23 protein-coding genes are annotated in these 24,972 nt (G+C 57.6%); 8 read left to right on the plus strand and 15 right to left on the minus strand.

Translation table 11 applies throughout. From position 1 onward, the window contains the following. Nucleotides 1–234 precede the first annotated feature (234 nt). The 3 genes from IQ254_RS17640 to IQ254_RS17650 all read right to left on the minus strand — a co-directional run bounded on the left by IQ254_RS17640 (nucleotide 235) and on the right by IQ254_RS17650 (nucleotide 3,544). Nucleotides 235–1,317, minus strand: coding sequence for a glycosyltransferase family 4 protein (locus IQ254_RS17640; protein ID WP_193967474.1), 1,083 nt, complete (start codon nucleotides 1,315–1,317; stop codon nucleotides 235–237). Between the two features lie 7 nt (nucleotides 1,318–1,324). Continuing rightward, on the minus strand, nucleotides 1,325–2,155 hold the full coding sequence (locus tag IQ254_RS17645; protein ID WP_228040832.1) for a HEAT repeat domain-containing protein: 831 nt from the start codon (nucleotides 2,153–2,155) through the stop codon (nucleotides 1,325–1,327). Between the two features lie 369 nt (nucleotides 2,156–2,524). Further along, entirely contained in the window at nucleotides 2,525–3,544 is a 1,020-nt protein-coding gene (locus IQ254_RS17650) for a DMT family transporter (RefSeq protein WP_193967476.1), read from the minus strand. 225 nt (nucleotides 3,545–3,769) lie between these two features. Between IQ254_RS17650 and sppA the strand changes: the two genes are divergently transcribed. Both sppA and aroH read left to right on the plus strand, forming a co-directional pair. Further along, nucleotides 3,770–4,633 (plus strand): signal peptide peptidase SppA, encoded by an 864-nt coding sequence (gene sppA, locus IQ254_RS17655; RefSeq protein ID WP_193967477.1) that lies wholly within the window; start codon nucleotides 3,770–3,772, stop codon nucleotides 4,631–4,633. A gap of 101 nt (nucleotides 4,634–4,734) precedes the next feature. Next, on the plus strand, nucleotides 4,735–5,133 hold the full coding sequence (gene aroH, locus IQ254_RS17660) for a chorismate mutase (protein WP_228040833.1): 399 nt from the start codon (nucleotides 4,735–4,737) through the stop codon (nucleotides 5,131–5,133). Between the two features lie 31 nt (nucleotides 5,134–5,164). Here aroH and IQ254_RS32575 read toward each other — a convergent pair whose 3' ends face one another. The 5 genes from IQ254_RS32575 to uvrC all read right to left on the minus strand — a co-directional run bounded on the left by IQ254_RS32575 (nucleotide 5,165) and on the right by uvrC (nucleotide 11,752). Further along, nucleotides 5,165–6,211, minus strand: coding sequence for a pentapeptide repeat-containing protein (locus IQ254_RS32575; RefSeq protein ID WP_193967478.1), 1,047 nt, complete (start codon nucleotides 6,209–6,211; stop codon nucleotides 5,165–5,167). A 59-nt stretch (nucleotides 6,212–6,270) separates the two neighbouring features. Next, nucleotides 6,271–7,299 (minus strand): ABC transporter permease, encoded by a 1,029-nt coding sequence (locus IQ254_RS17670; RefSeq protein WP_193967479.1) that lies wholly within the window; start codon nucleotides 7,297–7,299, stop codon nucleotides 6,271–6,273. 6 nt (nucleotides 7,300–7,305) lie between these two features. Continuing rightward, nucleotides 7,306–8,973 (minus strand): ABC transporter substrate-binding protein, encoded by a 1,668-nt coding sequence (locus tag IQ254_RS17675; protein ID WP_193967480.1) that lies wholly within the window; start codon nucleotides 8,971–8,973, stop codon nucleotides 7,306–7,308. Between the two features lie 194 nt (nucleotides 8,974–9,167). Beyond that, nucleotides 9,168–9,638, minus strand: coding sequence for an ABA4-like family protein (locus IQ254_RS17680; RefSeq protein ID WP_193967496.1), 471 nt, complete (start codon nucleotides 9,636–9,638; stop codon nucleotides 9,168–9,170). Nucleotides 9,639–9,859: 221 nt separating this feature from the next. Then, the gene (gene uvrC, locus IQ254_RS17685) at nucleotides 9,860–11,752 is read right to left on the minus strand and encodes an excinuclease ABC subunit UvrC (protein ID WP_193967481.1); all 1,893 of its coding nucleotides are present in this window, start codon (nucleotides 11,750–11,752) and stop codon (nucleotides 9,860–9,862) included. 300 nt (nucleotides 11,753–12,052) lie between these two features. Here uvrC and IQ254_RS17690 point away from each other — a divergent pair, with 300 nt between their 5' ends. Continuing rightward, a complete protein-coding gene (locus tag IQ254_RS17690; RefSeq protein ID WP_193967482.1) occupies nucleotides 12,053–12,253 on the plus strand; it encodes a hypothetical protein in 201 nt (66 codons plus the stop codon). 66 nt (nucleotides 12,254–12,319) lie between these two features. Here IQ254_RS17690 and IQ254_RS17695 read toward each other — a convergent pair whose 3' ends face one another. Next, nucleotides 12,320–12,739: a response regulator gene (locus IQ254_RS17695; RefSeq protein WP_193967483.1), complete on the minus strand. Its 420-nt coding sequence runs from the start codon at nucleotides 12,737–12,739 to the stop codon at nucleotides 12,320–12,322. A 298-nt stretch (nucleotides 12,740–13,037) separates the two neighbouring features. Next, a complete protein-coding gene (locus IQ254_RS17700; RefSeq protein WP_193967484.1) occupies nucleotides 13,038–14,204 on the minus strand; it encodes an LL-diaminopimelate aminotransferase in 1,167 nt (388 codons plus the stop codon). Between the two features lie 224 nt (nucleotides 14,205–14,428). Between IQ254_RS17700 and IQ254_RS17705 the strand changes: the two genes are divergently transcribed. Further along, nucleotides 14,429–15,985 (plus strand): GGDEF domain-containing protein, encoded by a 1,557-nt coding sequence (locus IQ254_RS17705; protein ID WP_193967485.1) that lies wholly within the window; start codon nucleotides 14,429–14,431, stop codon nucleotides 15,983–15,985. Nucleotides 15,986–16,014: 29 nt separating this feature from the next. On the opposite strand, the gene IQ254_RS17710 is transcribed toward IQ254_RS17705, so the two are convergent. The 5 genes from IQ254_RS17710 to sufR all read right to left on the minus strand — a co-directional run bounded on the left by IQ254_RS17710 (nucleotide 16,015) and on the right by sufR (nucleotide 20,556). Next, nucleotides 16,015–16,788 (minus strand): PspA/IM30 family protein, encoded by a 774-nt coding sequence (locus IQ254_RS17710; RefSeq protein WP_193967486.1) that lies wholly within the window; start codon nucleotides 16,786–16,788, stop codon nucleotides 16,015–16,017. Between the two features lie 46 nt (nucleotides 16,789–16,834). Beyond that, nucleotides 16,835–17,101, minus strand: a complete 267-nt coding sequence (locus IQ254_RS17715; RefSeq protein WP_193967487.1) for a hypothetical protein — start codon at nucleotides 17,099–17,101, stop codon at nucleotides 16,835–16,837. Nucleotides 17,102–17,407: 306 nt separating this feature from the next. Next, the gene (locus IQ254_RS17720; RefSeq protein WP_193967488.1) at nucleotides 17,408–18,847 is read right to left on the minus strand and encodes a Na+/proline symporter; all 1,440 of its coding nucleotides are present in this window, start codon (nucleotides 18,845–18,847) and stop codon (nucleotides 17,408–17,410) included. 94 nt (nucleotides 18,848–18,941) lie between these two features. Then, a complete protein-coding gene (locus IQ254_RS17725; protein ID WP_193967489.1) occupies nucleotides 18,942–19,781 on the minus strand; it encodes a metallophosphoesterase in 840 nt (279 codons plus the stop codon). A gap of 112 nt (nucleotides 19,782–19,893) precedes the next feature. After that, the gene (gene sufR, locus IQ254_RS17730; protein WP_193967490.1) at nucleotides 19,894–20,556 is read right to left on the minus strand and encodes an iron-sulfur cluster biosynthesis transcriptional regulator SufR; all 663 of its coding nucleotides are present in this window, start codon (nucleotides 20,554–20,556) and stop codon (nucleotides 19,894–19,896) included. A gap of 209 nt (nucleotides 20,557–20,765) precedes the next feature. On the opposite strand from sufR, the gene IQ254_RS17735 reads away from it, so the two are divergent. The 4 genes from IQ254_RS17735 to sufD all read left to right on the plus strand — a co-directional run bounded on the left by IQ254_RS17735 (nucleotide 20,766) and on the right by sufD (nucleotide 24,961). Continuing rightward, entirely contained in the window at nucleotides 20,766–21,125 is a 360-nt protein-coding gene (locus IQ254_RS17735) for a ferredoxin-thioredoxin reductase catalytic domain-containing protein (RefSeq protein ID WP_193967491.1), read from the plus strand. Between the two features lie 57 nt (nucleotides 21,126–21,182). Continuing rightward, nucleotides 21,183–22,622 (plus strand): Fe-S cluster assembly protein SufB, encoded by a 1,440-nt coding sequence (gene sufB, locus IQ254_RS17740; protein ID WP_193967492.1) that lies wholly within the window; start codon nucleotides 21,183–21,185, stop codon nucleotides 22,620–22,622. Nucleotides 22,623–22,847: 225 nt separating this feature from the next. After that, nucleotides 22,848–23,636, plus strand: a complete 789-nt coding sequence (sufC, locus tag IQ254_RS17745; RefSeq protein ID WP_193967493.1) for a Fe-S cluster assembly ATPase SufC — start codon at nucleotides 22,848–22,850, stop codon at nucleotides 23,634–23,636. Next, on the plus strand, nucleotides 23,636–24,961 hold the full coding sequence (gene sufD, locus IQ254_RS17750; RefSeq protein ID WP_193967494.1) for a Fe-S cluster assembly protein SufD: 1,326 nt from the start codon (nucleotides 23,636–23,638) through the stop codon (nucleotides 24,959–24,961). The genes sufC and sufD overlap by 1 nt, the downstream gene beginning before the upstream one ends. Nucleotides 24,962–24,972 lie beyond the last annotated feature (11 nt).

Consider the following 24,972-nt stretch of genomic DNA (forward strand, 5'->3'; position numbering starts at 1 on the left):
TGGTTTGGTAGGATGCAGGAAACATATTGGTTTAGGGGAGCTGCACTGAGGCTCCCTATTTTTTGTCCCCTTTATTGTCTCAAAGCCCTGTACCGCATGACGTTGAGTACCCTTGTCACCCGTTAAGAGCATTTAGAGTATTCCACCTAAAAAAACATCCCGATCAGAAACGCGAACTTGGCCCAGTGGGCCGGTCGCGGAGAGACACCAGATAGGTATTTAGTTGGAACACTCTTAGGCCGATTGGGCTGTGATGATGGTTTCAAACCAGCACTCAAAGCGGGTTGTCAGGGCGCTCAGGGAGTAGTCCGTTTCGGCTTGGTGACGACAGGCGTGGCGATCGAGAGAGTCGATGTTGGCGATCGCATCCACTAGCCCGGGCACATGGTCAGGGGCGACCAGCCAACCTGTTTTACCTGGCTGTACAATTTCAGTCGGGCCACCCCGCTGATAGGCAATCACCGGCACGCCGCAGGCCAGCGCTTCGATCGCCACATTGCCAAAGGCTTCGACCCAGCGGGGTGTCATCACCAGGGCACGGCACTGACGCAGCACTTGCTGCAGCTCGTGGGTAGGCAAAAAGCCCAGATAGCTGTCAACAGCACTGGGAAAGCGCTGGCAGAGTTGTTGCCAATAGTCAGCGTCTTCTAGCTTGCCCAAAATTTTGAGGGGTGCCTGGGCGATCGTCGCGGCCTCTAGAGCGTCCTCTAGCCCCTTCTCAGGAGAGATGCGCCCCAGCCAGGCGAGGGCATTACCCGGCGTGGGGCAAAACTGGTATAGGTCTAGATCAACGGCACTACTGAGAATCTCGAAGGCATCGGCAACTCCAAAGGTTTCTGCCTGGGTACGGGTGTAGGCTCCCAGACGGTGGGGAAACCGATGCGCTACTCGGTGAATAGCGGCATCCATAGCGTCACTGAGGGAGCCCATGGTGACAAAGTGAGCCACCGGAGTAGCGAAAAACTCTGTGAGATAAAACGGTAGCCAGTCGTAGGCTAGATTCACAATCAGATCGTATTGGTCTTGGTGCTGTCGGGCGTGACACCACATCTGCCCCAGCACGCTGTTGCTGGGGAGAACGATGGGGGTATCGCGGCCCTGGGTATGGGCAGTGGGTTGAAGCTGCCCGGCAATCTCCACGATGGGCACATCTCCCAGGTGAGACCCCTCAGGGGCCAGGACGGTGATGTGATGTCCTTGGGCTGTCAAGCCCTTATAAAGATTGAGCAGAGTGAGTTCTACGCCGCCGCCTAGGCCAGAGCCCAAAGGCCCAACCGGGGTTGAGACGAGTAAAAGACGACGGGTGGGAAACGGCATGGCTGGACTAGCTGGGAGGAAGATGGCTATTGTCGCAGGAAGACGCCTGGGAGTCAGCGTCTGAAGGCAGCATGCCGGGGTAAGGGGCTGCGGGGCTGCGGTTAAGCTGTCTCAGTGCCCACTGGGCGGTTGCCTGCACTTCAGGATCGGGGTCTTGGGCTGCGTGGGCCAGCATGGGGCTGAGTTGCGCCACCGTATCGTAAACCCGACTGAGGTCACGAATGGCATTTTTGCGTACCTCGGGGCTGGGATCTTGCAAGCCCAGGGCCAAGGCCCGATACATTGGCTTGAGGTTGCGGCTGCTAATCTCGGCCAGGGCGGCGAGGATCAGACTTTTTTCCTGGGAGTCGGCGGCGAGAAGACCGTTGACTAAGGGGGCGATCGCCGCCGAATGCCCCCGCTGCCCCAACTCCCAGATGGCGTGGCGGCGGACGCTGCCATCGAGGCTAGATAGCTCGCCGACTAGGGAATCGACTATATCGACGGAGCTCAGTCGGGTGGTGTCTAACGCCTGATCGGCGGCTGGCTCGGTCTCAATGGGCAAACCTGCTGCTTTCTGGGGAACCGATGCTGCCGAAGCTTGCGTACCGTCGGATAGATTCGGGCCGGATAGATCGGAGTCTGAATCGGTCGCCTGATCTGACAGGCGGGGTTTGGTAGATTTTTGGAACTGCGATCGCGCCAATACCAGCCCTCCCCCCAGGCCACCAAGTAGAACCACGCTGCCTAAGATCCACCCTAGTTTGCTCCGGCTGGTCGGTGCCCTCTCTGCCTGAGGACCGGCAACGGTAGACGATGGGGCAACGGCTTCTGCCAAGAAAACACTGGGAATAGCCATGACAGCGGGTTGCCTCAGACCGGGTTGCCTCAGACCGGGTTGCCTCAGACCGGGTTGCTGGGTTACCGCACCGATAGCGACCAGCGATCGTGCCTTTAGTGAATCGCTTGGTTCTGATTGAGTAGCCACAGCACTAACCCCTGACCTTGAGGGGGCTAGACTCAGCAGCCCAGCCGATAGAACCAGGGTACCAACCCCGAGCGCGGTGTATTTGATGTGGCTTAGCTTCTTTCCACGCGACGGCATGCTAACGCTCATATAGCCTATAGCTGGCGATCAGGGTGCTTCAGTTAGATGCCCCTAAAGTAACTTACCCTGTTCTACATAGAGCAGGGCAGCAAAAGAACGATATCAACCGAGGTTAGTCGATTATTTGGGTTCAGTCGGAGTGCTCTTAGGGGCGGTAGCTGCCGCGTAGGCCAAGACTCCCTGGCGCAGTTTCTGGGTGAGTACATCGCGCTGGTTAATTAGGTAGATGCTAATCAGGGTGAAACCTACCCCAAACCACTGCAAGGGACTCAAAGTTTCACCTAAAAACAGATTGCCAAACAGGAGGGCAAATACCGGGGTCAAGAAGGTCAGGGCACTGAGGCTGGTCAAATTACCTTGGGCCGCCAAGAAGAAAAAGATACCGTAGGCCAGGGCGCTGCCAAACAGAGTCGCATAGGCGATCGCACCCCAGTCTAGCCCCGTCAACCCCTGACAGGGCTGGGCTTCGCCCAAAACCGATAGACCAAATAACGGTAACCCTCCCAGCACCATATGCCAGCCGGTCGCCACTACCGGATCGACGTGGCGGCAGACGTAGCGAATCAAAATTGTGCCCGTTGCCATCGACAACGCCGCCAGCAACATCAACCACTCGCCGCCTTGAAGCAGCGTGTTTAGGGCCGTACCCCCGGTCAGCCAGGCAATATCACCATGGAGCAGCGACAAAATCCAGTCGTCGGGTAGGCCCAGCAAGCTAATTCCGGCGATGCCCCACATTAAACCAATCCAGCCCAGGGCACCAATGTGCTCGCCAAAGAGCCCCCTGGCCATAATTGCCACGGCCAGAGGCTGCGAGTCAATCATGACTGACCCCAGGCCGGCCCCCGTTCGCTGCAGCCCCGCCGCTAAAAATCCTTGAAATAGGGTTCCATCCACCAGGGCAAAGAGAGCCACCCACAGCCACCCCTGCCAACTAATGGCCTGAGGGCGTTTGAGGATCAGACCCGCCAGCAACACCACAACGCCCGCCGGCACCAGCCGGATACCGGCCATAAAAAACGGCGCGGTGTGGGGCATCGCCCCTTTCATCGCTACCATCGCCGTGCCCCATAGAAAAAATGGGGCAATCAGAACGATGGGATGGCGAGAAGCCGGGGGAGACGCAGAGGTCGAAGCCATAAAACCAGAAGAGTGCGATCGCGGCGGTGAAAATTACCTTAAGGAATGTTAACGCAGTTCTAGATGGGGGTGCTGTCTCCCAGGAGGGCTGATGCCCTGGTTGAGCCCTTAGCTGTCGCCCCAGGGTACTGTTGTTTTGGCTACAATAAAACGCAGCCTGAGCGTGCTCAGTTCCCTCAGCGTCTGTGTATTACCGCTAATTCGCCTATATGTGACGATAACCCTATGGTCTGGCCGTTTTCACCCCGTTCGCGTAAGTCTATTGCCCGCATTGAAGTTACAGGTGTGATTGCCGCTGCTACCCGCAAGCGGATGCTAGAGGCGCTTAAAGAAATTGAGGAAAAGCAGTTTCCGGCACTACTGCTGCGTATCGATAGCCCCGGCGGTACTGTGGGCGATTCCCAGGAGATCTACACGGCCTTGCGCCGCCTCAAAGATAAGCTAAAAATAGTGGCCAGCTTTGGCAATATCTCGGCTTCCGGTGGGGTCTATATCGGCATGGGAGCCGACCACATTGTGGCTAACCCTGGCACCATTACCGGCAGCATCGGCGTGATTTTGCGGGGCAACAACCTGGAGCGTCTGCTCGACCGGGTGGGGGTGTCGTTTAAGGTGATTAAATCTGGCCCCTACAAAGACATTCTGGCCTTTGACCGCGAGTTGACCGATCCCGAAAAATCAATTTTGCAGGAGTTGATCGATGTCAGCTACGGTCAGTTTGTCAAAACCGTTGCCGAGGCTCGGCGGCTGAGCGAAGATACCGTACGGGGTTTTGCCGATGGCCGCATTTTTACTGGCGAGCAGGCATTAGCACTGGGCGTAGTAGATCGCCTGGGTAGTGAAGAAGATGCCCGTCGCTGGGCTGCCGAGTTGGTCGACCTCGACCCGGATAAGGCCGAATGCATTACCTTTGATGAGAAAAAACCACTGCTCAAACGGCTGGTGCCGGGCAGTAGTCGCGCCCTGGCTCGTTCTGGGGTTGAGTTACCCTATCCTGAACTGGCGGTACCAGCGCTCAACGCCACGCTGGAGTGGTTAGCGTTTGAACGCTCTACCAGCGGCTTACCTCTGTGGCTCTATCGGCCCTGAATCTAAGGCCCAGATCCCAGGCCTGGTAGGATGAAAGCTGTAAAATGCAGGCAATTCACTGCCCCAGTTGCCTCCAGCGGTGGTGCTAGGGTTTTTGAAGAATGACCTTTGGAGGTTTCAGCGTGGACTGGCGAGTGTGGGCAATTCGAGGCGCAGTGACCGTACCTGAAAATACTGAAGGGGCCATTCGAGAGGCTGTGACAGAGCTGGTTGATGCTCTCGAAGCCCACAACCAGCTCGATCCGGCCTGCATTATCAGCGCCACGTTTTCGGTCACCCGCGATCTAGATGCGATCTTTCCCGCTGCGATCGCTCGTCAGCGCCCCCACTGGGACAATATCGCGTTGCTGGATGTGCAGCATATGCACGTAGAGGGTAGCCTGCCCTGCTGCATTCGAGTGTTGATGCATGTGCAACTCCCGGTTCTCCACGATAAGATTCAACATGTCTATCTCCGTGGTGCTCGCGATCTGCGACCTGACTTGGTAGTCACCGGTTAACCTCGGCGTTGCTTCCTAGGAAGCATGCTATCTAGCCTCTGAGCAGTGGCCCCAGCAGCAGCCCCGCCGCTGCCGCGCCGCCAATATAGAGCCCCTGGCGTGCCTTTAAAACACCCAGTGTCGCCATCTGTCCGTAGGCCAGCGCTCCTCGCATCACGGTTACCCATCCCAGGCCCAACAGCAACGCCAGCTGAGCAGTGCTGAAATTCACTACAATGCCGCCACCACCGTAGGCATTGCTGCCGTCAAACAGCCAGGTTGCCCCCTGCATCGCCACCAAGACTAGACTGCCAAACCACACGGTGGTCTTGAGGGTTTTACCCCAGCTCCAGCCCAAAATGCTGCCGCCTATGGCCAGAGCCACTGCAATGCCCAGCACCACTGGCAGGGTAAAGATCAACACCGCCAGCGAGACTTCTATCGCCACCACTGCCCCCACTAGGCCCAGCGGCGGTACAAACCAGACCCATGCTTCTGACCCCAGGCCCAGCCCCAGGGGGAGCCACGCCAGTAGCCTCAATCCCAAGGGTACCTGTTGTGAACCCAGCGCTAGTCCATAGAACAGGTAGCCCAGGCCCATCATCAGCAGCGAGATCAGCACCTCGCGATGATTGTTTGGGGTAGCGGGGGGAGGGGCAACGGGCGCTGGCTCCAGTGGTGAGAGAGAGGGAGCGATCGCAGCCTCATCCACCCGCGCCACGATCCTATGGCTGTCCCTATCCTCGGCCTCCCCACAGACTGCCTTTGGCCTCTCAACAACGGGCATCTCGACCCCAACCATGCCGTGGGTATCGGCCTGGTGTAGCTGCGCCAGCTCAACTCTGGCCCCGGTCAAATCGGCTCGGCGCAGATTGGCCCCAGCCAGGTCAGCACCGACCAGATTGGCCCCGCTCAAATTGGCTTTAAACAGGTTGGCCCCACTCAAGTCAGCGCCAGACAGATCGGCCCCGGATAAATTAGCTCGGGTCAGGTTAATGCCCGGTAGCTGAGCCTGGGCCAGGTGGGCTTGGGTCAGGTCGGCCCAGCTAAAGTCGCGTTTGCCCTGGCGATAGCGGGTCAACAAAAAGTTTCGTTCCATGGGGCCAATCAACCTACTGAGGTCAAAGTGTGTAGGTTAAATCTTCCCTGGAAACCTATCTAATAGCGAATGCGGGGGTCAATGTAGGCATTCAAAATATCGATGGCGATGCTGATCACCGCCACAATCATGGCAAAAAACACCATCAGCCCTTGAACGACTGGATAGTCGCGTTGGGAAATGGCTTCGTATAGCCGATTGGCCAGCCCTGGCCACGAGAAAGTCACCTCTGTCAGCACGGCCCCCCCCAGCATGGCGGCAAAGGTGAGGCCCAAAATCGTGATTACCGGAATCATGGCGTTTTTGAGGGCATGAACCAGCACAATCCGCCGCTCTGGAATGCCCCTGGCTCGCGCGGCTTCTACATAGTCTGCCGCCAGGGTTTGCTTTAGGTTGACCCGTACCATGCGCTCAAACACCCCGCTGATCAAAATGCCCAGGGTCAGGCTGGGTAGAGCGAGGTAGTAGAGGGTGGTAAAAAAAGCGTCAAGATCTAGCGACAGCAGGCTGTCGAGTAGGTAAAGCCCGGTGGGCCCAGATGGCGGGGTGGCCCGCAGCGGGTAGCGGGTGCCGATGGGAAACCAGCGCAGCTGTACCGCAAAAATGAGCTGCAAAATCATGCCAAACCAGTACATCGGAATGGCGTAGGTAATGATGCCAAATAGCCGTCCGCCCGCATCCAACGGCGAGTTGGGCCGCGAAGCCGCCAGGGCACCCACGCCCACGCCCACCACTGTCGCCACGATCATGCCGCACACCGTTAACTCCACCGTGGCCGGAAAGTGAGCCTGAATAATGTCCCAAACGGTTTGCCCCTGGGTCGCCAGGGACGACCCTAAATCTAGGCGCAGCAGTTGGCCTAAGTAGTTGAGGTATTGAATTAGCAGCGGTTGATCGAGGCCGAGCTGCGATCGCATAGCATCCTTAGCGGCCTCAGGCGCCCTGGCCCCCAGGAGTGCGTCCACGGGGTCGCCCGGCGTGGCCCGCAGCAGCAAAAACACCACCGTGGTAATGGTTAAAATCATCAACGGTGCCAGCAGCAGCCGGGTGACGACGTAGAAGCGCAGAGCCGCAGAGCGAGAAGACATAGAGCCTTATCCTCTCTCGATCTGCCACAGCAAGAACTGTTGGGTGGGTTCAATGGCGACGCCCTCGACCCCATCCTGGGCAAAGACGTAGTCTTTGTTTTGCCATAGGGGAATATAGGGCACATCTTCGACCATGAGCTGCTGAATCTCGGTGATTACCATTTGCCGGGCGACCGGGTCTTGCTCGGCCTGCTGCTTGGTGACAAGCTCATTGGCCTTGGGGCTGTAGTAAAACGATCCAGTGGCCTGGGCAGGGCCAGCTTCGCAGATCTGGTTGCTGCCCGTTTCACAGCTCATGAAGGGCTGAATAAAGGTGTCGGGGTCGTAGTAGTCGGGGTACCAGTTCGAAAGAATAATGGGATAGATGCCTTTGCCCACGTTTTCCCACAGGGTAGCGCCTTCGGTGTTTTGCACCGTCACGGTGACCAACCCCGGCAAACCTGCTTCGATCGATTCTTTGAGGGTATTGGCGACGATGCTGCGGGTAGTGGAGGCAGAGGGGTACCAAATTTCTACATTGAGCGGCTGCGTCTCTGAAAAGCCCGCCTCACCCAGCAGGGTTTTGGCCTTGGCAAAGTTGCCGTCGCCGTAGGCTTCTTTGAACACAGGCTTGGCAATGTCAAAGCTGGCCGGAATCAGGCTGTACAGTGGTTCAGCCTGCCCTTGAAACACGCGCTCGTTAATCAGAGGCCGATCGATCATGGCGGCGATCGCCTGGCGTACGGTGACATTATCCAGAGGGGCAATCTTTTGATTGAGGGCCATGTAATTGATCACGTTGGTGCCTGCCTCGATCACCTGCCAGCCACCGGAGTTGGCGTCGCGCTCCAGAGCTGCAATTTGGTCGGGGTCAAGGGTTTGGTAGGCGATATCTAGACCACCGGTTGTAAACGTGTTGTAGAGGTTGGCCGGGCTGGTAAAGATTTGAATATCAATGCCGTCATTGGCAGGGGCTTCACCCCAGTAGCTTTCGTTGACATCGAGTTTAATCGAGTCGCTGGTAAACGAGGCGAGCTTGTAGGGGCCGGTACCGACAAAGCTATCGGGGCTAAAGCTACCACTGCCAATCTCATAGCTCTGGGGAGAAACTGGGGTAACGCCTGAAAAACTGAGCAGGGCCGGGAACGCCGCGAAGGGCGCTTTGAGGGTAAGGGTAAGCTCGTGCTCAGCCGTGGCTTCAGCGCTGGCAATCTTGTCCGCTAGCAGGTAAGCCGGGCGACCGCCATTTTCCATAAAGCGCTGAATCGAAAAGGCCATCACCTCAGCATTAAACGGCGTGTCGTCGTGGAGGGTGACATCGTCCCGCAGGGGAATGGTGTAGGTGAGGCCGTCGGCGCTGACGGTGGGCATGGCGGTGGCCAGCTGGGGCACTAGGTTGGTGGTACCAGGTTCGTAGGTATAGAGGCGATCGCCCAGGTTATAGAGCAAAATACCGGGGAAGGTCTCGTAGGCGTCGGCGGGGTCGAGGGTGCGTGCCGTCAATGTGGTGCCAATGGCAATGCGACTGCTCTCATCAGCGGCGGTCACCTCGGCAGCGGGCTGGTTATTGCCTGCACAGCCCAGGGCGATCGCAAAACACAACCCAAATAGCCCGACAAACTGTACCACCCGCCGCCATTGACGACCTGCCCAAGGGTGCTTCTGATTCCCGAACCATAAGACCGAAAAATTCATCGCGTTTTATCTAACTGGCCAACATTGGCATAGTTGTATCACCCTTTGGGGACAGCGGGAGTAGGAGATGTGGGGGATAGGGGAGGTGGTTGGCTGGAGAGACGAGAGCAGAGCCCAGCGGTGCGGCGTCAGAAAATCTGGATTCTATAGCCAGCAAGAACCCCCTCGTCTTGGCATCCCTAACGCCGTCTCACTTACCCCATCGCCTCTTCTACCTGGCTGCCCACGACCCGCTTCCACACCGCGTCTGTCAGCAGGTGCGACAGCAGCCCTAAGGGACCCGCGAACAGGCAGAGGGCGCAGGAGTGTCGGGTAAACACACCACTCTCCTGACCCTGCCAGTAGATCCAGCGACCCACAAACAGGTCAAACACCAGATAGTGCACCCAGCCGGTGGCGGTGACGTGGGGGTTGGCAAACAGGGCGGCCAGATCGGGCAGGCTGAGGTTGGGGTCAGACAGCGCTTCGATGCCCTCTACATTATTGAAACTGGTAACGAAAAGAAACAGGTAAAGCCCGGCCAGGGCGGCGAAGGGCAGTAGCGACCCCATCACAGTGCGGGTGAGTTTGGTATTGGGCAGCAGCACCATCAAGGTCCAAAATGGCAGCACAAAGAGGTTAGCGCCGTTGAATAGTAGTTCTAACAGATTGGTGTCGATGGTCATGGAGCGATCGGCATAGAGAGCTATCCCTAGTGTAAGCAGTTTCCCATCGGCATAACGCTCAGGCGGAGAGCAGTTGGTAGGGGCGAATGGCATTCGCCCGAGCGGGATTTGTTTTGTGCAGCTAGCGAGGACGGATAGGGGGCATGGGGTTGAAAGCCAGATCTGCTGCCGGGGGCATTTCGTTGCCCCCAGACCCCCACGACCAGGGCCGTGGCGCCGCCCTAGGCCATCTCCTCAATTTCTTCGGCTTGGGGATGGAAGTATTCGTAGATCTGCTGTGCCAGTTGGGGGCCAATGCCGGGGACAGTAGCCAGTTGCTCGGGGCTAGCCTCGCGAATGTAATCGATGGAGCGGAACGCAGCCAGCAGCTCCTTCTGGCGGTGCTGCCCCAGGCCGGGAATTTCTGAGAGCCGCGATCGCCGCATCCGGTCAGTGCGCTTTTTGCGGTGAAAGCTAATGGCAAAGCGGTGGGCCTCATCGCGCAGGCGGCGCAGCAGCTGTACACCGGGCTGGTCAGCTGCGGTGGCGAGGGGAAGCGATTCGCCGGGCAAGAAGATCTCCTCGCGCTTTTTGGCCAGGCTGACGACGTTGATCTCCTGGAGCAGATTCAGTTCCCTGAGCACGTCCACTACCGCTGAGAGCTGGCCCTTGCCGCCGTCGATCATGACCAGGTCGGGCCAGTCGGGGTTGCCTAGGCGCTGTCTGGACGGATCGGTAGCGTAACGGCGAAAGCGACGACGAATCACCTCGGCCATGCTGGCAAAGTCGTCGGAGTGGCCCGCCCGCACCTCGGGGTTTTTGATTTTGTAGTGGCGGTAGTGCTGCTTGGCGGGCATGCCATCCACAAACACCACCTGGGAGGCCACCGCATCAGACCCCTGAATGTGGGAGATGTCGTAGCCTTCGATGCGTTTGGGCAGGTCGGGCAGGTCGAGGGCAACCGCCAGATCTTGCAGGGCCTGAATGTTGCGATCGGCGGCAGCCTGGGTGCGGGCCAACTCATATTGGGCATTGCGCTCGACCATCTCGATCAGGTCGGCCTTGGTCTGGCGCTGGGGCACCTCGACCGAGACCTTGCGGCCCCGGCGTTGGGTCAGATAGTCGGCCAAAATCTCGCTCTCCGGTAGCTCGTGCTGGGCCAAAATCACCGCTGGGATCTCCACCGCCTCCACGGTCTGGTAGTGATCCTCCAGCACTCGCTGCAAGATTTCCCCCGGTGTGCCCGATTCGGCATCGGCGGTGAAGCCCAGCCGCCCCACCAGGCGACCGGCCCGCACCTGAAAGATCTGCACACAGGCATAGTTGTCGTCAGTCGCCAGGGCGATCGCATCCCGCGACACCGTGTCATCGGGCAGGGCCACCTTCTGGTCGGCACACAGTCGCTCTAGCCCACGAATCTGGTCGCGCAGTCGCGCCGCCAACTCAAACTTGAGCTCCTCAGCCGCCTGCTCCATCTGGGCGGTGAGAATATCCACCAGCTCGGTGGTGCGGCCCTGAAACACCATCACCACCCGCTGTAGGGTCTTGTGGTAGTCCTCGGAGGAGATCAGCTGCTGGCAAACGCCGGGGCAGCGGCCAATGTCGTAGTTGAGGCAGGGGCGATCGCGGTGTACCGGCTGGGGCCGCTGGCGTAGGGGAAATATCCGCTTTACCAGATGCAGGGTGCTGCGCAACAGCCCCACATCGACGTAGGGGCCATAGTAGCGATCCTTCAGGCTTTTACGCCGCTTACGGGTAATAAAAATGCGGGGGTAGTCTTCTGACCAGGTGACGCAGAGGTAGGGATACTTTTTGTCATCCTTCAGCAGCACGTTGAAGTGAGGCTGATTCTGCTTGATTAAATTGGCCTCTAGGGCCAGCGCCTCAGCCTCGGTATCGGTGACGATGAACTCGATTTCGACAATCTGCATCACCATCACAGCGATGCGGGGCATGTGGCCATGAAAATCGCGAAAGTAGGACCTCACCCGCGTCCGCAGGCACTTCGACTTACCGATGTAGAGCGTCTGATCGCGGCTATCTTTCATAAAGTAAACCCCCGGCTCTTTGGGGATCTCTTTAAGCCGCGCCTCTAAGCGATCGGGGTCATTAACCAGAGTGATGGGCTGAGCCATAGAACTCACGGGCTATCCTGTTGGTCTAAACCGTTAGGTACTCATTAGGATAACGGTAAATTCGCTAGGGAAGTTTCTATCCGCTGGGCGGTTTCCCGCTGCCCAGCTGGGGTTCTTGTCTGGAAAATTTTATCTGCTCAGGTAATCAAGTAATTACACTTAAATCATAAATTATTTTGATACATTTATTTGGATTTCTATTACGCTATTAATGTAGATATTTTAGACATTTCCCTGAAATTACCGTCAGAGGCATGTATCTATAGTTACATTCTGTTCCTGATCGTATCGTCACTCCCTATGGATCCCAAAGCCTTTGAAGTCCGTTATCGCGAACAAATTAAAGACATCCTCAACCGACTCCAGTCGGCCATGGTGGTGTCGTCTCAGCTAGAGCGCAGTATTGCTGACATCGGTGAAGCGGTACAGCTACTCAGTCGAGATGTAGAGCAGTTTCTAGCCGACCAGCGCCCTGGACCAGGTGGGGGCAATCTGTCGTAGTGCCACTTCAGCATCCTCATACCGAGTCAATTAAGGCAACTTCCATAGCCAAGAGATAGCTACTGGCTATGGGCAATCCCTAGATTGGGGCAGTTGCAAAACGGCATAAACTGTTTGGGTGAGCTGCTGCAAAGGCACAGGCTTGACTAGATATCGCTGTGCCCCCAAGGCCAAGGCGCGGTGTTGATCTTCGGCAAAGGCGTAACCCGATACCACCACCACCGGCAAATGCCGCCAAACAGGCGATGAGCGGATCTGTTTTAGCAGGGTATAACCGTCAATCTCAGGTAGCCCTAGGTCGAGCAACAGCAGCTGGGGCTGAAAGGCTTTTAGTTGTTGTTCAAGGTCGAGCCCATGGGGTAAAGCCAGCACCTCAAACCCAGTAAAAGTCAGGTAATCAGCAAAAAATAAGCGATTCGCGTTGTCGTCTTCTACTACCACAACGCGAACTCGACCATCAGCAGGGTCGGATGGATATAGCACCATTACCTTTAGGTCTGACCTAAGAACCGGAACCACTACCGCTAAGGTCTGGCAGCCCCATAGTTGCACTCTAGATAGTAATGAATGGTGTCACCAAACATTGACCAAGAGCTGGCTCAGTTAACTAAAACCTTAACTCAGCTACGTTGGTCTTAACCCGTGCTTGATGTAGAAAACCTCAGCCACAGGGCTGAGGTCAGCTGGGTCTAGTCGTTAACTCATTTCGGCTTGGCGGTTGAGCCCTAGCTGGGTGGTCAATCAGTTACCCACTACACCCTTAGCAGTAGAAAAACCTCGACCTCTAGCCGAGAAACCCAGCGATCTGGGCAATGGCCCGACTGATGGCTTCGGGTGGGTGCACCAGGGCTATGCGCACGTAGCCCTCTCCAGATTTGCCAAAGCCGATACCGGGAGCTAGGGCGACGCCAGTTTGCTCGACCAGGCGTAGGCAAAACTCTGTCGATTGCTGGCCCCAGGGTTCGGGCAGCTGAGCCCAGAGGTACATGGTGGCCTCGGGGGTAGGCACCGTCCAGCCGATGGCGTCTAGGGCCACTACTGCCGCATCTCGCCGTTGGCGAAAGGTGTCGATGACGGTTTGGACGTTGTCTTGGGAGCCAGTGAGGGCGGCGATCGCCCCCCGCTGAATGCCCGGATACTGATTAAAATCTACGATGGCTTTGACCTGGCGCAGGGCCGCAATGATCTGGGCGTTGCCAATGGCATACCCCACCCGAAAGCCCCCCATGTTGTAAGACTTTGACATCGTGAAAAACTCGACCGTACAGGTTTTGCCAGGGTCGGCCTGCAACGCTGAGACCGCTGGCTTGCCGGTAAAGGTCAGATCAGCGTAGGGAAAGTCGTGGGCTAACACTAGATTGTGTCGCTGGCAAAACGCCACGGCCTCTTGCCAAAACTCCAGGGAAGCCGTGGCGGTGGTGGGGTTATGGGGGTAGCTGAGCACCATCAGCCGTGACTGTTCGAGTACCGCCAGCGGAATATCGGCAAACCGAGGCAAAAATCCGGCTTCGGCATGCAGGGGCATGGGGTAGATTTGCCCGTTGGCCAGGTATACGCCCCCTGCGTGGGATGGGTAGCCGGGATCCATGAGTAGGGCAAAATCGCCGGGGTTGAGAATGGCTAAGGGCAGATGGGCGGTGCCCTCCTGGGAGCCGATCAGCAGCAACACCTCGGTTTCGGCATCGACCGCGACGCCAAACTTATCGGTGTACCAGCGGGCCGCTGCCTGGCGAAAGGCCTGGGTGCCCGAAAACAAACAGTAGCCATGGGTGGTGGGATCGGGGAGGGCCGCTGCGATCGCAGCGAGCACGTGGGGCGGCGTCGGCAGATCCGAAGACCCCAGGGATAGATCGACAATGGTCTTGCCTGCGGCTCGGGCAGCTGCCTTGGCCCGATCCATATCGGCAAAGACATTGGCCTGGAGAGGCCTGATGCGCTGGGCAATTTGCATGGGGCTTGGAAAAGAGGGGGATCTGGCTCTGGCTCACCAGGGGTAAGCAAAAACTAATGCATCCAAAAATAACGCATCGGGGAATGCTTAATTATAAAACCTTTGGTTGTCCCGGCCCGCACTGTCTTTCAATTACCGTCCCCTGGTCCTGCTGGCTAAAAAGTCTGCCAAGACTTTTTAACACCTTTTCTCAATGCCCTTGTTTTGCTGGGGTTCTCCCAAACATGACCCGAGTTCAACCTGCAACCCTAGGGGATGCCTACCCGGCCCTATGCAATTTTCTAAGGCTCACCTCACTAACCCTGGCGGTTACCCAGTTGGCGATGACCGTGCAGATGGGTGATGATTGGCGCAACGGCGGATTGATGAACTACGGTCAACTGCCTCTCAATACCCTACGAGAGCTACTGCTGAGCCAGCCGATCGCAGGCACCACCCGCAACCACGATCAGCTTTCCCTGGGCACCTATAGCCGAGCGCCTTCCCATCCTGAGGCCACCGTTCTGGTAGGGCGACTGCACAGCGCCACCGTTCGCTATCAACTGAGAATTTATGTGCCTGGGTTGGCCGTCGATCAGCTGAGCGAGGCGCAGGTTCAAACCCTGCGGTATCTCAGTCAGCTGCTGCTGCTCTGCCTCACCCTAATCCCGCCGTTAGGCCCCGCCCTCCAGTCGGTGCCGAGCCCAGATCTACCGATCATCGCCCCGGTCCGGCCCGACGATTTTTTATCGCGGGTGGAAGCGCTGAGTGCTGTTGACCCAACCCATGACCCCCTCCACCAAGGCCATCGGCATCTGGTAGACCTGGTGGCTCAGCTCCAGTCCTGTCTGTCTTACAAACAACTGGGTCAGCTGTTGGCGACCTATTTACCCCGCTTTTGTCCCCATCAGGCGGGTCGTCTGGTGCTGTTGGCCCGGTCTGCGGAGGGCTCCTCGGAGAGTTTTACGGTACTCACCGCGTGGGGCGACACCGCAGCATTGAGGGCGGTTGAACAGCGGTGCGGCTATGACCCAGGTCGGCTATCGAGCCAGTCACCTAGGGTTGGCCAAAAGCGCCGCCAGGGCCAGGTCACCAATTGCCCTCAGCAGGACATCCTATGCATTGTGCTGGGCACGATCAACGACACCACCTGTGCTCTGCATCTGGTCCAGATGCAGGCTGCGTCCGGTAACCCAGGCCAGACGAAATTGCTCAAGCAGCTCTCGGAGCAAATTTTATTTGTGATACAGCGGCTACTGCTGCTGGAAGACTTGCAGGATAAAGCGCTTAAAGATCCGCTGACGGGGTTGCTCAACCGCCGCCATGCCGAAACTGTGCTCGATGGCCTCTGCCAGGCCGGCCAGCAGAATATCAGCATTATTTTGATTGACATCGACCATTTCAAAGCCATCAATGACACCTACGGCCATCAGGCGGGCGATGCCGTTTTACAAAACATGGGCATGCTGCTGCGGGGCTACGTGCGCTCCCAGGATATTGTCTACCGCTACGGGGGTGAAGAGTTTTGCATGATGCTGCTCGACACCACCCCAGAGGTAGCGATCAGGCGAGCCGAAAAAATCCGGCGGGCGGTGAAGTATATCAACACGTCTTTCAATGGTCAGGTGCTACCACCGCTGACCATTTCCCTAGGCGTAGCTGGCTTTCCACACCATGGAGACACGCCACAGGCCCTGATATCCCTGGCCGATAAAGCGCTGTACCGGGCAAAAAACAGCGGGCGCGATCGCACGGTTAGCGTTGACCAAATGCTGGCTAGCGCTGAACCCCGTGGCTCCTGACCCCCGGCCGGGCCGGGGGTGGCTCAGCCCTAGTCGAGTTTGTCGATCTGCGATCGCAGTTCCTCAAGCTCAGCGTCGACCGCCACTGACTCAGCCGCCGGAATCGCGCTCTCGCTCGCCGGCAACTGCCCTTGATCGACGCTGCCCCCCGACAGCTGTGCCTTCATGGCGGCTAGTTCAAAATCGACGTCGCCTCCGGCTTCGAGGGAGGCAAACTGGCTTTCCAGGTCGGCTCCAGCTAATTCTGCGGCGGCCTGGGAGGTGGCCTCCATTTGCAGCACTTTTTCTTCCATGCGCTCAAAGGCGGCCATGGCGCTGCTGGTGTTCATGCGGCTGGTGGTGTTTTGCAGCTGCTCGTTGGCCTTGGCCGCGCTGGCCCGAGCCTTGAGCATGTCTTTTTTAGTTTTAGCCTCAGACAGCTTGCTCTCTAGGCCAATCAGGTTGCGCTTGAGCTGCTCGACCGTCGTGCTCTGGGTGTCGAGTTGTCCCTTCAGTGCTACGGCGGTTTCGGCCTGGGTTTTCTTGCGCAGTAGCGCCTGACGGGCCAGGTCTTCGTCGCCCTTTTGCAGGGCTAACTGGGCCCGCTGCTGCCAGGTATTAGCCTCATTATTGGCCCGCTCATACTGCTGCTGTACCCGTTTCTGGCTGGCGATCGCCCCGGCTACCGCCTGGCGCATCTGCACCAGGTCTTCTTGCATATCGATAATCGCCTGATCGAGGATCTTTTCAGGATTCTCTGCCGAACTCACCGCCGCATTTAGGTTAGAGCGAACCACTCGGCTAACGCGATCAAATAACCCCATGACGTGCTGTTTCCTCAGTTACGGTGTTGCGATGGTCTTTTCTAGTTTATTCCAAATCCTCAGACTGCCACTTCAGTATTGACGCATTGACTCCCTGTTCGCGTTTAAGCTTGGCATCTTGCTCAAACCACTGGGTGATCTGCACCGCCGTGAGGGCGTCGATCGGAGTATCGAGATCGGCCGCCATCACCCGCAGCAGCTTGGCGGTAGAAATCGTCAGTCGGGCCAGAAATTTCTCTGGCGATGACAGCAGCGCTTTATCGACCTCTGCCGATTCTTCGGGGGTGAGAAACTGAAGCGATTGGTCAAGCATGGGGATGAAACGAGTTTGACAGCCAATGTTGTGTCTATAGTGTCATACCATTTTTGAATTTTGGCGGGAACCGGACCATAGTGCTGCCACAGATAGGTCGCCCGCCGCACTTCACTGGGAGCCGCTGGATATTGACAACTGGCCAGATTGGCTTGCCCGAGCGGTATGGGGTCATCGTTTCCCCCGAGTGACTTGGGTTTGCTCTAGAGCATCGGTTCAGTATGGCTAGAAACCCGGTTTCTTCGTTGGTTTGCCTAGGAGATTGGGTCGTTCCCAGGGTAGAAACCGGGTTTCTGTACCGGCGTTCTAGGCCTCGGGCAGCGCTTTGGATTCTTGATCGCTAGTCCGGCCCAGCCAGGCTCCCAGCAGATAGCCAGCAGTACAGAGCAGCAGCCCGTAGATATTCACCCCTAGGTCAACAGCATACTTGCCGCTACCCAGGCTCACCCAAGCGGGGAAAATAGCCGTACCCATGACGTTCTCGGCTACCCGCAGCACGCCAAAGAGCATGCCTGGCCAAAAGGCCAGGTGAAAGCTGAGCGCCCCGGCTTGAGGCAAAAAGGCCAGCAAAAAGATCGGGGCCAACCCCATCACCATGGTGCCGCTGATGGTGGTGGCCAAAATAATGGCGGGACCCACTCGATCGCCCATGTAGATGCTCAGCAGCGGCACATTGCCCAGCAGCGCGATCGCCACAATCCACCAGCGGCCAATGCGGGCCTGCCCCTCGGTAGGGGCACCCTTGCGATGAAACCAGTCGCGCGCCCCCACCTTGGCCACGCTCGAAAAGGTCGAATCGAGGGTCGAGCCCGCACTGGTGAGCATAATGGCGTTGAAGACCAGCAGCATGGGCAGGCCAAAGAGGGCCGGAACAGTCAGGCTAGGCGAGCCCTCAGCGCCGACGGCCCGGGCGTAGAGCCCGACGCTGCTGAACAGAAAAATAAAGCCGCCACTGACCACACCCGCCCAGATAAACCCCTTGAACATGGTGCGCGGCCCGGTAATAAAGGCGCGATCGGTCATCACTGGGTCGTGGAAGGGGTAGCTGAATACCTGTACAAAGGCCAGACCACAAAACGTGAGGGCGGCGGAGCGGGTGTCGGCATCGACCACCGGCAGCCCCTCCCGAGCCAGACCGGGGCCCACGGTAGCCAAAATCACCACCAGCAACACCGCCGCCAGCACCATCTGTGCCCCGTCGGTGAGCAGGCTGCTGCGTAGCCCGCCAATCAGGGTGTAGTAGACCGTAAACAGCGTCACCACCCCCGCCGCTAGCCAGTAGCCACCGCTGCCTTCGGGGCCAAAGTACAGCGAAAACACCTTGGTGTTTGACCACACCTCGTTGAGCAGGCGAATGGCGATCGCCAGCAAAAACAGCCGCGAACAGACCTTGCCGTACTTGCTCACCAAAAATTCTGGAATCGAGCGAAACCCACCCCGAGTGCGCAAAAAGTAGAGGGCGATCGCCGCCGTGACAAAGCTCAAGTAATAAATTGAGTAGCCCAATCCGCCCAATACCCCAAAGGCATTGCCCAGGCTGGCGGCATTATCGATAGATTTAGCAAAAATCCAGGAAATGGCGGCGCTGGCCACCAGCAGCCATAGCCCCGGGGCCTGCCCCGTGCTCGACTGACCCTCAAAAAACTCGGGCGGGCTAACCCGGTTAGGCGTCGTCTGGCGCACCAGATAAAACAATAAGCCAACGTATCCGGCCAGCAGTGCCCAGGTGAGCGTATTTTCAACCATAGTTAATGCCTTAAAAAACGTGACCAGGCTATGCGGTCAATAGTGCAGCTAAAGTAGTACTATTGATCCGCTTAGACGATGAACCTGAAGCTGTCTACGCCAGTACCTCCGCAGGCAGGCGCGATTTGACCCTACGCTCCGCCTCCGGCAGCACCGCTGCACAGGTCGTCCAAACTCCGCTCAGTAGAGAGTCCTGAAATTCTTGGGGTAGCCCAGCAGCGGCCATCGCTGCAACTACGGGCCTGGGGTCATAGGTCAGCGGTACCAGCTGGGGCGTTGGCATCGCCTTCCCTGGGGCCAGGGTTAACTCGGCGTAATAAACGTGGGGCTGACCTTCATGGGCGGGGCGGCCCAGCACCCCTACATTGCACCAAAAACCGTTGGGCACCTGCCGCACCCAGGGAATACCGGTATGGGTGGCGCAAATGCCATCTACCTCGTAACGCTCTAAGCAAGCCTGAATCCAGGTGTCATCGGTGGTCGATTCCCAGACAAATTCGTTGACTTGGTCAGGGCTACCGTGGCACAGCAGCAGAGCGCTGTCCCCCCACCGCAGCCGTATCAATGGCGGCCGCGATCGCAGCCACTCTCGATGTCCTGGGGCAGTATGGGCGTAGGTATAGTCATAGCTGATCTGGGCAAACCGCTGATCACGCGGGTCGGCATAGCCACAGCCGCAGTCCCGCGCTCCTGCCCCGATGGCGTAGTCGTAGTTGCCCTGGAGGCAAACCACCTCGGCCTGTCGGAGCAAATCCAGCGTTCGGTTGGGCTCAGGGCCAAAACCACCCATATCCCCCAAACAAAATCGGGCAGGAATATCGGCTGTTTTCGCCAAAAATGCCTCCACGGCCCCAAAGTTGCTGTAAGGACCGCCGCAGAGGACGATCCGACGACAGTCTGGTGAAATCTCAAGCTCTACAGGCTCAATGGTCATGGCTCTACAGAAAAATGCTTGAGCGCTACCCTACCAGGGCTGACTGAATTTTTGCTGAGAGCAAATTTTAGCCACAGCGGCGATGTTGGCAGGCATAAACCACCCAGGCACTCTAGCCTTGCCCCTGCACCAGGTAGCCGCAGCGATGCTCACCTTCCACCAGCCAATGGGTGCGCTGTACCCGGCAATCGTCGCCCAGGGCGAGCTGAAACATCTCTAACTCGTGGCCGCAGACACTCGGGAAAGATTCGGCAATGTGGGAAATGGCACAGTTGTACTCAGTGATGATGTAGCTTGGCCCGGGCTGGCCTGCCTCGCCCTCGGGGCCCACTTCATGCCACTCAGCCATATAGCCTTCCTCCTGGCGCAGCTGCACTAGCTGGGCGACTCGCCCAGCCAGGCTGGCGGCATTTACCCGCACCCGATAGTCCAACGCCTTGCGCTCCCATTGCTGACGCAATAGATTGCCGACCTGGTCTTTGCCCACGGTGGCCGCCAAGGTGTCGAGCAGCGAAATCGCAAACTCATCGTACTTAGTCGAAAAGCGATCGCGCCCCTTAGGGCTGAGGTGATAGAGGTAGTTGGGTCGGCCCATGCCCTCGCGCACCGCCCGGTGCTCGATCAGCTCTTCTACTTCCAGATCTTTGAGGTGACGACGAATCGCCTGGGCACTGACGGCAAACTGCTCCGCCAGGTCATGGGCCGAGGCTTCTCCCTGCTTGAGCAGGTAGGTCAAAATATCATCCTTAGTAGAGGGTTGCTGCACAGAGGTCATGGCGTTGGCCCACCTAGGCATAGAACGTACAAGGCAAAGCTGCGCGATCGCCAATTTATCCGAAATTACGGATTGGCATCCTCAGCTTGGCAGGGAAAATTGACTTTGACAACTTTTATGTTGCTAAACTACTCTAAAGATAGTTAGGCAACTAAAGTGTTGCTTTAATTGTATAAAATCATTGGGCTGTGTAGCGTAAGAGTTTTGTAATGACTGACACCAACACCACCCAGGCCACCGACAAAAACCTAGAGCTGATGCGCAACTTCGCTCAGAGCTACGCCAAGCGTACCGGCACCTACTTCTGCTCTGACCCCGGCGTGACCGCAGTGGTGATTGAAGGTCTGGCCAAGCACAAAGACGACTTTGGGTCACCGCTATGCCCCTGCCGCCACTATGAAGACAAAGAGGCAGAGGTCAAAACCATCTACTGGAATTGCCCCTGTGTACCCATGCAAGAGCGCAAAGAATGTCACTGCATGCTCTTTCTCACCCCTGACAACCCGTTTGCAGGCGAGCAGCAGGACATCACCTTTGAAACCATTCGTACCGAAACCAGTAAATATTAGGTTTTCTGCCCGCCGTTGAGTTCCTTGTCCATTGCCGCCCGTTTTGAGGGTCACCCCATGAGTGCTTCCGTTCAATCCCTCGTCAGCCAGCCCTATAAATACGGCTTTACCACTGACATTGAGACCGATGCCATCGCTCGCGGTCTGAGTGAAGATGTGGTGCGGATGATTTCGGCCAAGAAAAATGAGCCAGAATTCATGTTGGAGTTTCGACTGCGAGCCTATCGCAAATGGCTGACCATGGCTGAGCCGATTTGGCCCAATGTCAGCTATCCCCCCATCGATTACCAAAACATCGTCTACTACTCGGCCCCCAAAACCCAGGCCAAAAAACTGGGTAGCCTGGACGAAGTTGACCCCACCCTGCTCGACACCTTCGAGAAGCTGGGGATTCCTCTCTCGGAGCAAAAGCGGCTGGCCAACGTAGCGGTGGACGCCATTTTTGACAGCGTTTCGGTGGCGACTACCTTCAAGGATAAGCTGGCCGAATCGGGGGTAATTTTTTGTTCGATCTCCGAAGCGTTGCAAGAGCACCCCGAGCTGGTCGAGAAATACCTGGGTACGGTGGTTCCCATTGGCGACAACTACTTTGCAGCGCTGAACTCCGCAGTCTTCAGCGATGGGTCCTTTGTGTACATTCCTAAGGACACCCAGTGCCCCATGGACTTGTCCACCTACTTCCGCATCAATAACGGCGACTCGGGGCAGTTTGAGCGGACGCTGATTGTGGCCGAGTCAGGTAGCTCGGTCACCTACCTGGAAGGCTGCACCGCCCCCATGTACGACAGCAACCAGCTCCATGCGGCGATCGTAGAGTTGGTTGCCATGGATGACGCCACGATCAATTACTCCACCGTGCAAAACTGGTTCGCGGGCGACGAAAACGGCAAGGGCGGCATCTACAACTTTGTCACCAAGCGCGGCCTCTGCTCCGGCAAAAACTCTAAGATCTCCTGGACCCAGGTAGAAACCGGCTCGGCCATTACCTGGAAGTATCCCAGCTGCGTGCTGGTGGGTGATAACTCCGTCGGTGAGTTCTATTCGGTAGCGCTGACCAACAACTATCAGCAGGCCGACACCGGCACCAAAATGGTGCACGTGGGCAAAAACACCAAGAGCACCATTATCTCTAAGGGCATTTCGGCGGCTAAGTCTAAGAATAGCTACCGGGGTCTGGTCAAAATTGGCCCTAAGGCCCAGGGTGCCCGCAACTATTCCCAATGCGACTCGATGCTAATTGGTGACACCTCCAGCGCCAACACTTTCCCCTACATTCAGGTGCAGAACAGCACGGCCCAGGTTGAGCATGAAGCCTCAACCTCCAAGATTGGTGAAGACCAGCTGTTTTACTTTGCCCAGCGGGGTATTTCCCCCGAGGATGCAGTGTCAATGATCATCAGCGGCTTCTGTCGCGACGTGTTCAACAAGCTGCCCATGGAGTTTGCCGCTGAGGCCGACAAGCTGCTGGCCCTCAAGCTCGAAAACACGGTGGGGTAATCGGGTAGGGTGCATTGCTTCGCGAATGCACCGTCTTTGCAAAAATTCTTGAATGGTGCATTGCTAGCGCGAATGCACCCTACGAGATCCTTCCCTTAAGGCCCGGTAGGGTGGGCACCGCCCACCAAAAGAGAATCTCTTTTATAGAGAAATCCCCCAGCCGACAGGGCTGGAAACGCAGTTAGGAGCATGGTGGGCGAGGCCCACCCTACGAGATAAAGAGCCATGATTAATGACAACAGCGATATTATTCTCTCGGTGCGTAACCTTCACGCCAGCGTGGATGGCACCGAAATTATCAAGGGCCTCAATCTAGAGGTTAGGGCCGGTGAAATTCACGCCATTATGGGCCTCAACGGCTCGGGCAAAAGCACCTTCTCGAAGGTGCTCGCGGGCCACCCAGACTACGAGGTGACGGCGGGGGAGATGGTCTTTAAGGGCCAGGATGTTTTAGCCCTAGACCCCCACGATCGCGCCACTGCCGGGATCTTTTTGGCCTTTCAGTATCCGCTCGAAATTCCTGGGGTGAGCAACCGCGATTTTTTGCGGGTAGCCTACAACGCCCACCGCAAGGCGCGGGGCGATGAAGAGATCGACGTGTTTGACTTTGACGACCTGATCGAAGAAAAGCTCGACGTGGTCAAAATGGAGGCCTCGTTCCTCGATCGCAGCGTCAATGAAGGCTTCTCGGGGGGCGAGAAAAAGCGCAACGAGATCTTACAGATGGCGCTGTTGGAACCCACCCTGGCCATTCTCGATGAGACCGACTCGGGCCTAGACATTGATGCCTTGAAGACCGTGGCCGGTGGCGTGAACCAGTTGGCCAACCCCGACAACGCGGTGGTGCTGATTACCCACTACCAGCGGCTGCTCGACTACATCGTGCCCGACTACGTACATGTGATGGCCGATGGCCGCATTATCACTACCGGTGGCAAAGACCTGGCCAAGCAGCTTGAGTCTCGCGGCTACGAGTGGGTGCTGGAGGAATTTCGGGCAGGGGTGACAGCGTAATGGAAAATTCTGTAGCGGATGTGGGCGTGCTATCGATGACGGCTCAGCAAGATGCCTATCTGACCGGGCTGGGGCGCAAGCTGAAGGCCGCTGTGCCAGCAGCGGTGGCCCTGTCTGAGCTGCGGGCTAGGGCCGAAGCCCTGCTGAAGGAGCAGATCTTTCCCTCGACTCGCCAGGAGGATTGGCGCTTTACCGACCTATCGGCCCTACTGTCCGTGGATTTTGCCCCGGCGGCTGAACCTGCCTGGACGGAAGCGGGAGTAGCTGGGTTGCGGCTGCCCGAAACGGCTGGGGCGCAGATTGTGGTGGTTAACGGTCGGGTGAGCGCTGAGCTATCTCACCTCGGTAGCCTGCCTGAGGGCGCTATTGTTGGCTCTCTGGGCAGTCGGCCTGAGCTGCTGCCAAAGGTGGCTGACCGGTTGGCCCAGGCCAGCGGTGGCCACGAGGTATTTACCGCCCTCAACACCGTCGGCTTTCAAGATGCGGTGGTGGTTTGGCTGCCCCGCAACGTGGTGGTTGAAACCCCGATGCAGATTATTTATATCTCCCACACCCAGGGAGCCCCCACGATGGCTCTACCCCGCTGTCTGGTGGTGGCTGAGTCGGGGAGCAGCCTGACCCTAGTGGAAGACTTTTGGGGCGACTTTGCTGGCATCCACCTCACCAATGCCGTCACTGAGATCTGGCTCGATGCCAGCGCCCAAGTCAACCACAGCCGCATTCAGCGGGAAGGGGCGGGCACCTTTCACATTGGCAAAACCGTAGTCACCCAGGCCCGCGATAGCCAGTATGTCGGTACCGCCGTCGATTTTGGGGCACAGCTGGCCCGCCACAACTGGGAGGTGTACCAAACTGGCGCTCAAACAACAACAAAACTCTACGGTCTGGGGGCGATTACCGCTACCCAGCATATCGACACCCACAGCCTGGTAGCCCTCAGCCATCCCCACGGGATAGTGGAGCAGGAACACAAGGCGATCGCCGACGGTCGCTCCCACAGCGTCTTTAACGGGCGCATGGCCGTGGCCCAAAAGGCCCAGTTCACCAGTGCCAGCCAGCTCAACCGCAACCTGCTGCTCTCTGACCAGGCCAGGATCGATACCAAGCCCCAGCTCGAGATTGTGGCCGACAACGTCAAATGCGCCCACGGGGCCACGGTCAGCCAGCTCCAGGCCGACGAAATTTTCTACCTGCAAAGCCGCGGCATTAGTGCTCCCCAGGCTCAGCGGCTGCTGATCTACGGATTTGCCATGGAAATTTTAGAGAAGATTCCCCTAGCCGAGCTGCGATCGCGGCTGGCCGCCGTCATTTCTCAATGGACATAACCCGCCCCACC

This window comes from Nodosilinea sp. LEGE 07088, assembly GCF_015207395.1.
GTDB lineage: Bacteria > Cyanobacteriota > Cyanobacteriia > Phormidesmidales > Phormidesmidaceae > Nodosilinea.

Coding starts and splice junctions, on each gene's coding strand:
- IQ254_RS17640 (WP_193967474.1), bottom strand. CDS start 1,317: ATGCCGTTTCCCACCCGTCGTCTTTTACTCGTCTCAACCCCGGTTGGG.
- IQ254_RS17645 (WP_228040832.1), bottom strand. CDS start 2,155: ATGGCTATTCCCAGTGTTTTCTTGGCAGAAGCCGTTGCCCCATCGTCT.
- IQ254_RS17650 (WP_193967476.1), bottom strand. CDS start 3,544: ATGGCTTCGACCTCTGCGTCTCCCCCGGCTTCTCGCCATCCCATCGTT.
- sppA (WP_193967477.1), top strand. CDS start 3,770: ATGGTCTGGCCGTTTTCACCCCGTTCGCGTAAGTCTATTGCCCGCATT.
- aroH (WP_228040833.1), top strand. CDS start 4,735: ATGACCTTTGGAGGTTTCAGCGTGGACTGGCGAGTGTGGGCAATTCGA.
- IQ254_RS32575 (WP_193967478.1), bottom strand. CDS start 6,211: ATGGAACGAAACTTTTTGTTGACCCGCTATCGCCAGGGCAAACGCGAC.
- IQ254_RS17670 (WP_193967479.1), bottom strand. CDS start 7,299: ATGTCTTCTCGCTCTGCGGCTCTGCGCTTCTACGTCGTCACCCGGCTG.
- IQ254_RS17675 (WP_193967480.1), bottom strand. CDS start 8,973: ATGAATTTTTCGGTCTTATGGTTCGGGAATCAGAAGCACCCTTGGGCA.
- IQ254_RS17680 (WP_193967496.1), bottom strand. CDS start 9,638: ATGACCATCGACACCAATCTGTTAGAACTACTATTCAACGGCGCTAAC.
- uvrC (WP_193967481.1), bottom strand. CDS start 11,752: ATGGCTCAGCCCATCACTCTGGTTAATGACCCCGATCGCTTAGAGGCG.
- IQ254_RS17690 (WP_193967482.1), top strand. CDS start 12,053: ATGGATCCCAAAGCCTTTGAAGTCCGTTATCGCGAACAAATTAAAGAC.
- IQ254_RS17695 (WP_193967483.1), bottom strand. CDS start 12,739: ATGGTGCTATATCCATCCGACCCTGCTGATGGTCGAGTTCGCGTTGTG.
- IQ254_RS17700 (WP_193967484.1), bottom strand. CDS start 14,204: ATGCAAATTGCCCAGCGCATCAGGCCTCTCCAGGCCAATGTCTTTGCC.
- IQ254_RS17705 (WP_193967485.1), top strand. CDS start 14,429: ATGACCCGAGTTCAACCTGCAACCCTAGGGGATGCCTACCCGGCCCTA.
- IQ254_RS17710 (WP_193967486.1), bottom strand. CDS start 16,788: ATGGGGTTATTTGATCGCGTTAGCCGAGTGGTTCGCTCTAACCTAAAT.
- IQ254_RS17715 (WP_193967487.1), bottom strand. CDS start 17,101: ATGCTTGACCAATCGCTTCAGTTTCTCACCCCCGAAGAATCGGCAGAG.
- IQ254_RS17720 (WP_193967488.1), bottom strand. CDS start 18,847: ATGGTTGAAAATACGCTCACCTGGGCACTGCTGGCCGGATACGTTGGC.
- IQ254_RS17725 (WP_193967489.1), bottom strand. CDS start 19,781: ATGACCATTGAGCCTGTAGAGCTTGAGATTTCACCAGACTGTCGTCGG.
- sufR (WP_193967490.1), bottom strand. CDS start 20,556: ATGACCTCTGTGCAGCAACCCTCTACTAAGGATGATATTTTGACCTAC.
- IQ254_RS17735 (WP_193967491.1), top strand. CDS start 20,766: ATGACTGACACCAACACCACCCAGGCCACCGACAAAAACCTAGAGCTG.
- sufB (WP_193967492.1), top strand. CDS start 21,183: ATGAGTGCTTCCGTTCAATCCCTCGTCAGCCAGCCCTATAAATACGGC.
- sufC (WP_193967493.1), top strand. CDS start 22,848: ATGATTAATGACAACAGCGATATTATTCTCTCGGTGCGTAACCTTCAC.
- sufD (WP_193967494.1), top strand. CDS start 23,636: ATGGAAAATTCTGTAGCGGATGTGGGCGTGCTATCGATGACGGCTCAG.